This is a genomic window from Desulfofundulus sp., from assembly GCF_049701015.1.
Lineage (GTDB): Bacteria > Bacillota > Desulfotomaculia > Desulfotomaculales > Desulfovirgulaceae > Desulfofundulus.
Genome location: NZ_JBNATZ010000165.1, coordinates 1 through 5610, shown reverse-complemented (window position 1 = coordinate 5610; position 5610 = coordinate 1). Strand labels below are relative to the sequence as shown.

At 55.2% G+C, this 5610-nt stretch carries 8 protein-coding genes; 3 read left to right on the top strand and 5 right to left on the bottom strand.

The window, feature by feature from the left end:
- The coding region (locus ACPLUI_RS10285) for a recombinase family protein (protein WP_424660174.1) at window positions 1-969 on the top strand (969 nt) is incomplete at its 5' end.
- Here the strand turns inward: ACPLUI_RS10285 and ACPLUI_RS10280 are convergent.
- Window positions 929-1603: a ComEC/Rec2 family competence protein gene (locus ACPLUI_RS10280; RefSeq protein WP_424660173.1), complete on the bottom strand. Its 675-nt coding sequence runs from the start codon at window positions 1601-1603 to the stop codon at window positions 929-931. The genes ACPLUI_RS10285 and ACPLUI_RS10280 overlap by 41 nt on opposite strands.
- Window positions 1604-1878: 275 nt before the next feature.
- Here ACPLUI_RS10280 and ACPLUI_RS10275 point away from each other — a divergent pair, with 275 nt between their 5' ends.
- Window positions 1879-2121, top strand: a complete 243-nt coding sequence (locus ACPLUI_RS10275; RefSeq protein ID WP_424660172.1) for a small, acid-soluble spore protein, alpha/beta type — start codon at window positions 1879-1881, stop codon at window positions 2119-2121.
- 45 nt (window positions 2122-2166) lie between these two features.
- Here the strand turns inward: ACPLUI_RS10275 and ACPLUI_RS10270 are convergent, their stop codons facing one another.
- The 4 genes from ACPLUI_RS10270 to ACPLUI_RS10255 all read right to left on the bottom strand — a co-directional run bounded on the left by ACPLUI_RS10270 (window position 2167) and on the right by ACPLUI_RS10255 (window position 4902).
- On the bottom strand, window positions 2167-2877 hold the full coding sequence (locus tag ACPLUI_RS10270; protein ID WP_424660171.1) for a lytic transglycosylase domain-containing protein: 711 nt from the start codon (window positions 2875-2877) through the stop codon (window positions 2167-2169).
- A 68-nt stretch (window positions 2878-2945) separates the two neighbouring features.
- Complete coding sequence (locus tag ACPLUI_RS10265; protein ID WP_424660170.1) at window positions 2946-3605, bottom strand: helix-hairpin-helix domain-containing protein; 660 nt, start codon at window positions 3603-3605, stop codon at window positions 2946-2948.
- A gap of 95 nt (window positions 3606-3700) precedes the next feature.
- Entirely contained in the window at window positions 3701-4366 is a 666-nt protein-coding gene (locus ACPLUI_RS10260; protein WP_424660169.1) for a DUF421 domain-containing protein, read from the bottom strand.
- 68 nt (window positions 4367-4434) lie between these two features.
- Window positions 4435-4902 carry a hypothetical protein gene (locus tag ACPLUI_RS10255; protein ID WP_424660168.1) on the bottom strand — a complete coding sequence of 156 codons (468 nt, stop codon included), beginning with the start codon at window positions 4900-4902 and terminating at the stop codon, window positions 4435-4437.
- A 214-nt stretch (window positions 4903-5116) separates the two neighbouring features.
- Here ACPLUI_RS10255 and ACPLUI_RS10250 point away from each other — a divergent pair.
- Window positions 5117-5610: HpcH/HpaI aldolase/citrate lyase family protein (locus ACPLUI_RS10250; RefSeq protein WP_424660167.1), on the top strand; the 494-nt coding region annotated here is incomplete at its 3' end.

Below are 5610 nucleotides of genomic sequence, written 5' to 3'. Positions count from 1 at the left end.
GGCGGGAAGTGGAACGGAGAGAGGGTGTACTCCGTCCTCACACAGCCCGCCTATGCCGGTGACTGGTATTTCAAACACAGAAGCAAAGAAGACCCTTCCGGCTGGGTGAGAGTTCCTGTACCTCCCATCATCGACCGCGCCACCTTTGAGCGGGCACAGGAACTCCTGAAAGAGCGCAGGAACATGATCCACCGCACCACTCCCCGGGAGTACCTGCTGCGCGGACTGGTGAAGTGCCGTCGCTGTGGCTGGAACATGGGTGGGAATACGGACGATTATTACCGCAAACATAAGAAAAAAACTGACAAGCCAACAAAAAGAGCTTTTTATTACCGCTGCCTGAGAAACATAAGCAGCCTGCACTACCCGGAGCGCAACCTGGGACGCTGCGATGCCCCCTGGGTGCGAGGCATGGAACTGGAGGAAAGCGTCCTGAAACTCCTCACGGAAATCCTTTCAAACCCGGAAAGACTTAAAGAAGCCATCGGGCAGCAGGATGAAGCAACGGCCAGAGCCAGGGAAAAAGCTGAAAGCAGGATCAGGGAACTGGAAAAACTGATAGCGCGGGCGGAAAATGAAAAAGACCGCCTGCTGGCGGCCTACCGTGAGGGCATCATAGAGCTGTTGGACCTTAGCCGGGAAATGGATAGAATAAAAGCCCGCAGGCAGGAACTCTTGCGGGAGCTTGAAGAGGTGAAATTAAAACTCACCCTTGAAGAGGACAAAGTGGAAAGCATAGAGCGCCTGGTAGAACAGTACCGCGGCCTGAGCGCGGAAGGGCTGCTGGATGCACCTTACGAGGTGAAGCGGGAATTCTTGACCCGGCTGGTGCAAACCATATGGGTTGATACCCGGGAGGATGGATCGATTCAACTGGACATTGAGTGCGTAATCCCGGGTATTGAGCCGAAAGAAAATGCATCTTCTGTTACACCACTTGCGTCGAATGAACCACCCCGGATTCACTGAAAAGCTGCCAGGTCTTCCGGTCTAATTGTCCCTGGCTGCCGAAGACAATTCCGTTCAACAGGGACGCTTTCTCAGGCGGCAGGGTGGCCTGGCCGACCGCGAGGAGTTTTTCCTTGAACCTGAGAAGCGCGCGCATCAGCGGGTGCCCGCCCACCCCGAGCTTCCGGATGGAAGCCGGGTCCCGCACCATGAGGACCGCACCGGCACCCCGGCGGGCCAGGTATGCGTGATAGTCGAACTCTCCGGGATTGCCCGGGTCCTGGGGTCGGCTGAGCAAACCATGCAGGCGTAAACGATCCCCGCAGGCATAAACCGGTCCTGGTACGGCAGCCCGCACCAGCACCAGCGCCTGCAACTCCCGGGCCTCCCGCCCCAGGGAAATCCTCTGCACCTCCAGCCAGTAGTAAACGCAGTCCGAACGGACATCCGCCTCCCTGCTGACGGTACCCTCAATGGTCACCCGGTGTCCGGTATACTCGTCAAGGAAGGGGTTGACACGGTAAGCCGCCAGAGTTCCCCAGCAGAAACCCAGGGCCAGAAATAAGCACAAAATAACCCACCGGTTGAAAGACCAGTGAAAAAAATACCCCGGTAAGGCCACCATAAACAGGATACCACAGATCAACAGGGCCATTCCGGGGGAAAATTTCCAACTACCCGCCAGGAAAATCCCGGTTACAAACGAGAGGGTTAAATATACCAGGGGCCTGTTAACCAAAGAAGCCACCCCATAACTGGTTCACGCAATTACAATTTTCGCCGATTGCATTAGTTCCTGCCACTCGCGTTCAAAAAAGGCTGCGAAGCCGGTATCTATAATCTTTTTGACCAGCAGGCTCATAAATGAGTTAAAATTTTCCCCGTATAAGCGGCAAACCACCCGAGGCACCCTAAAAACGGGGTGATCATATGGGTCACAAAAAAGATAACGACAGGCTGCGCACAGAAAGGCAGCTCGACAGGCTTAAGTGGGAGACGGCCAGGGAACTCGGCCTGGAAGATGATCTTGCCAATGCAGGGGATGAGTTGACCGTACGGGAAGCAGGCAAAATTGGCGGCAACATGGTGCGCAAACTGGTCAAGGCCGGAGAAGAAGCGCTGGCCGAGGAAGGGGATCGCAAAGCCCGCTTGAACCTTCAGGACGATTTTTAAGGAACGAGAAATTTTGAACCCGGCCCAACAGCCGGGTTGGTTCTTTTACACCAGAAATTCACATCTTGCAGCGGCTACCCGCTGCAGATACTGCCGCGTCTCCCGGTAGGGAGGCACGCCGCCATAGCGCCGCACCGCTCCCGGGCCGGCATTATAGGCCGCCAGGGCCAGGTTGACATTCCCTCCAAAACGCTCCAGCAGGGACTTCAAATAACGGGCGCCCGCCTCCAGGTTTTCCCGCGGATCCCACGGGTTCTTCACCCCCATAGCCGCAGCCGTGGCAGGCATGAGCTGCATCAGCCCCTGCGCCCCGGCAGGAGAACGGGCCAAAGGATTGAAGCCCGATTCCACCTTGACCACCGCCTTGAGCAACGCGGGCTCCAAACCGTACTTTTCAGCCACACCGTCGATAAGGGCACCGAGGTCACCGGTTTTAACCGTCACTTCGCTATGCCCGGGCGGAGAAGACTTCCTTTCAGCTCCCTGCCGGTAAAACAACGTATTAAAAATTGTCCACAGGGATGTCGAAAGTTCAGTACCACCCGGCGTCAACAGGAAGAATGGTAATAGCAACTCCGTGAGGCCGGGATTGTCCGGCTTACCGCCCTCCGTCAATCCTCCATTTTCAGAAGAAGACTCCAGTGCAGTTGCCAGCAGCAGGGCAAAGGATTCCCCCGAACCAGGGAGCCCCCCCGTCTGCCAGTTTTTTTGACCGTTATCAGCTTGATTAATGGCGTTCAGCAGTGAAACAAGCACTCTATTTCCCCCAATTTACCCTGCACCGCCAGACGGTAACCGGAAAGGCGCCACCCGGCCGCAAAGCACTAATAAACGGTTATATAATCTTTGAGCTGTTCAAACTTTTTATCCCCGATGCCGGAAACATTTTTAATATCCTCGGGCACCTTAAAGAGCCCGCTGGTTTCCCGGTACTGTATAATGCGCCGGGCCAGCGAAGGCCCGATCCCGGGAAGACTCTCAAGCTCCTGCTGGCCGGCGGTATTGATGTTCACCTGCGAAGCGGTCCCCGGGGCTGGTAATTTGGCGGATGGTTGGGCAAAAGGATTATTGCGCGGGGTAGCGTTAACGGGAGCAGAACCAGGCATATTCTGCAAAGCTTCCGCGCCACCTGTTGTGCAGGGTTGTTTTAGCGGAACAACGAGTTTTTGCCCGTCGGCCAAGGGCGCAGCCAGATTCAAGAGGTTGAGGTCCGCTTCCGGACTGGCAACGGCCTTATCAACCGCATCCTGCACCCTCGCACCGGCAGCAAGGCGATACACTCCGGGTTTTTCAACAGCACCGGCCACATGAACCATTAATTCTTTTGCTTCAAGGTTATCCGGAGCATTCAGCTCTTCCAAGGCCGGCCTGCTTCCAGCACCGGGACGCTGCTGCCACAGGGCATAACGGTAGCCGCCACCAAAGAGCACTATGGCTGCCACAATTAAAATTATCACCTGGTGGCGCCTTGGAATCTCAAACACCCTGTTCCGCCCCACTTTAGTTTTTACCACTTAATTCTACTTCAAAATGCATATTCCTTCATCGATATCTCATTTTTCAAATTCTAATTCTCATTTTAATTCTCATTAATAAATAACCGGCCGTCGGTACCCAGGGTGGCCAGGAAAACCCGCTCCGGCTCCAGGCCGACCTCGGCCAGGCGCTCCTTCAGCCACGCCTCATCGAGACTGATGGAACGCAGGTTGTCCCTTAAAACCCGGCCGTCCATCACCAGAACGGTCGGCAGACCTTCATAGCCGGTCGGTAAGCCCAGATCTTCGGGCGTAACGGGACGCTTCTGGGACTTGGGGATTACGCTCAGCTTCCCTGAAGTCTCCAGAACCCCGAACTCCACGTCGGCCACATTAACGATTCCCTTCTCCCGGAGCTGGGCCAGAAGGTCGTTTAAATTGTAGCGTGCCCGGCGCAGTTCATCCCTCACAATGCGCCCGTTCCGGATTACCACTTGAGGTTCACCGTCCAGCAACCGGCGCAGAAAGGGACTGTGCAGCGCCAGGTAACTCAACACGACCTCCACTATGCCCAGAGTAACCAGGGGAATGATCCCTCTCCACAGGGGAATACTGCTGGACTCCATGGGAATAGCCGCCAGTTCGGCAATAATGATGGCCACCACAAAATCACAAGGTGAAAGCTGGCCGATCTCACGTTTGCCCATCATGCGGACGACCAGCAAAACGATAAAATAGATCAGCAATGTACGGTAAATCGCTACAAACATCAACCCGGCCCCTCCCGTTCCTCTAGTTTGGCTCCCGGGGAGGCCGGGTTATTCTTCAGGAAAGCAAGTTAGTGAAGCTGACCGGGATCCACGCACCCGGCCAGAATTTCCTGGAGTTTCTTCAATTCCTCCTGTGGCGGTACCACCTGAGCCACCTGCCGGATTAACTCATCCAACCCCCTGTAGGCCTGGTGGATAACCAGAGCCCGGGCAGAGGATATTTTTGTCTCCTGGCCAACCAGGTCCCAGTCAGTTATGACAGTCAGGTCCTTGTGCCGTACGGCAGGCAGGATGCTCCACATTTCAGGCGTAAAGCCGATGGCCACTTCATGCCCGCCGTCCCAGTTCAAGTCCAGTGTAACCAGATAGTTTTGACTATCGATCGGTACCAGTTGCCAGCCAAAACGGTAGGGAACCTTTTCGCCCCGGTTAAAACGCCGGAAAAGCGGTTCAAGCTCGTCTTCCAGCGCCGAAACCATTACGATCATCCCGAACTCCGACTCGCCAATAAAATCCGGCAAGGCAATTTCCCGCAAAAACAACACCCCCACCACGGCAGGATTAAACCGGAAACGGAAAGAATTAAGGGCATTATACCCCGGGCCTTAAAACCTGCTCGATCTCCCTACACCATTATACACCATTGTCCCACAAAAAAAAGCCTGCTGGCAAGTAACAGGTTGAACCGGATTTTACGAAAGGCCCCGGAAAAAATTTTTTGAATAAGGTGGTGCTTTTAAATTGTTTCCCTTGCGCACGCTTCTTTTTGTTCCTGGAGACGATCCCCGTAAAGCGGAAAAGGCCTTTGCAGCCGGAGCCGATGCGGTCATCCTCGACCTGGAAGACGCCGTTGCCGAAACACACAAAGAAAAAGCCCGGCAGCAGGTCCGCCAAACATTGGGTGTTCCCCGCCCCATTCCAGTTTTTGTACGCATCAATGGTGTCAGCTCGCCTCACATCCTGCAGGACCTTCAAATGGTGGTTGACCTGCCCGTAGAGGGACTGATGGTGGCCAAAGCCGAGTCAGGGGAAGAGCTGCGCCGGGTCGACTGGTTGCTCTCCCTCCTGGAACAGCAACATCAACTATCCCCGGGTAAAATCAAATTAATCCCCTTTGTGGAAAGTGCCCGGGGTATCGCCCGGGCCGGCGAAATTGCCGCCGCCCCCCGGGTCAGCTGCCTGGCTTTTGGAGGAAACGATTATACCATGGATATCGGTGTGCCCTACTCTCGGGAGGGTGAAGA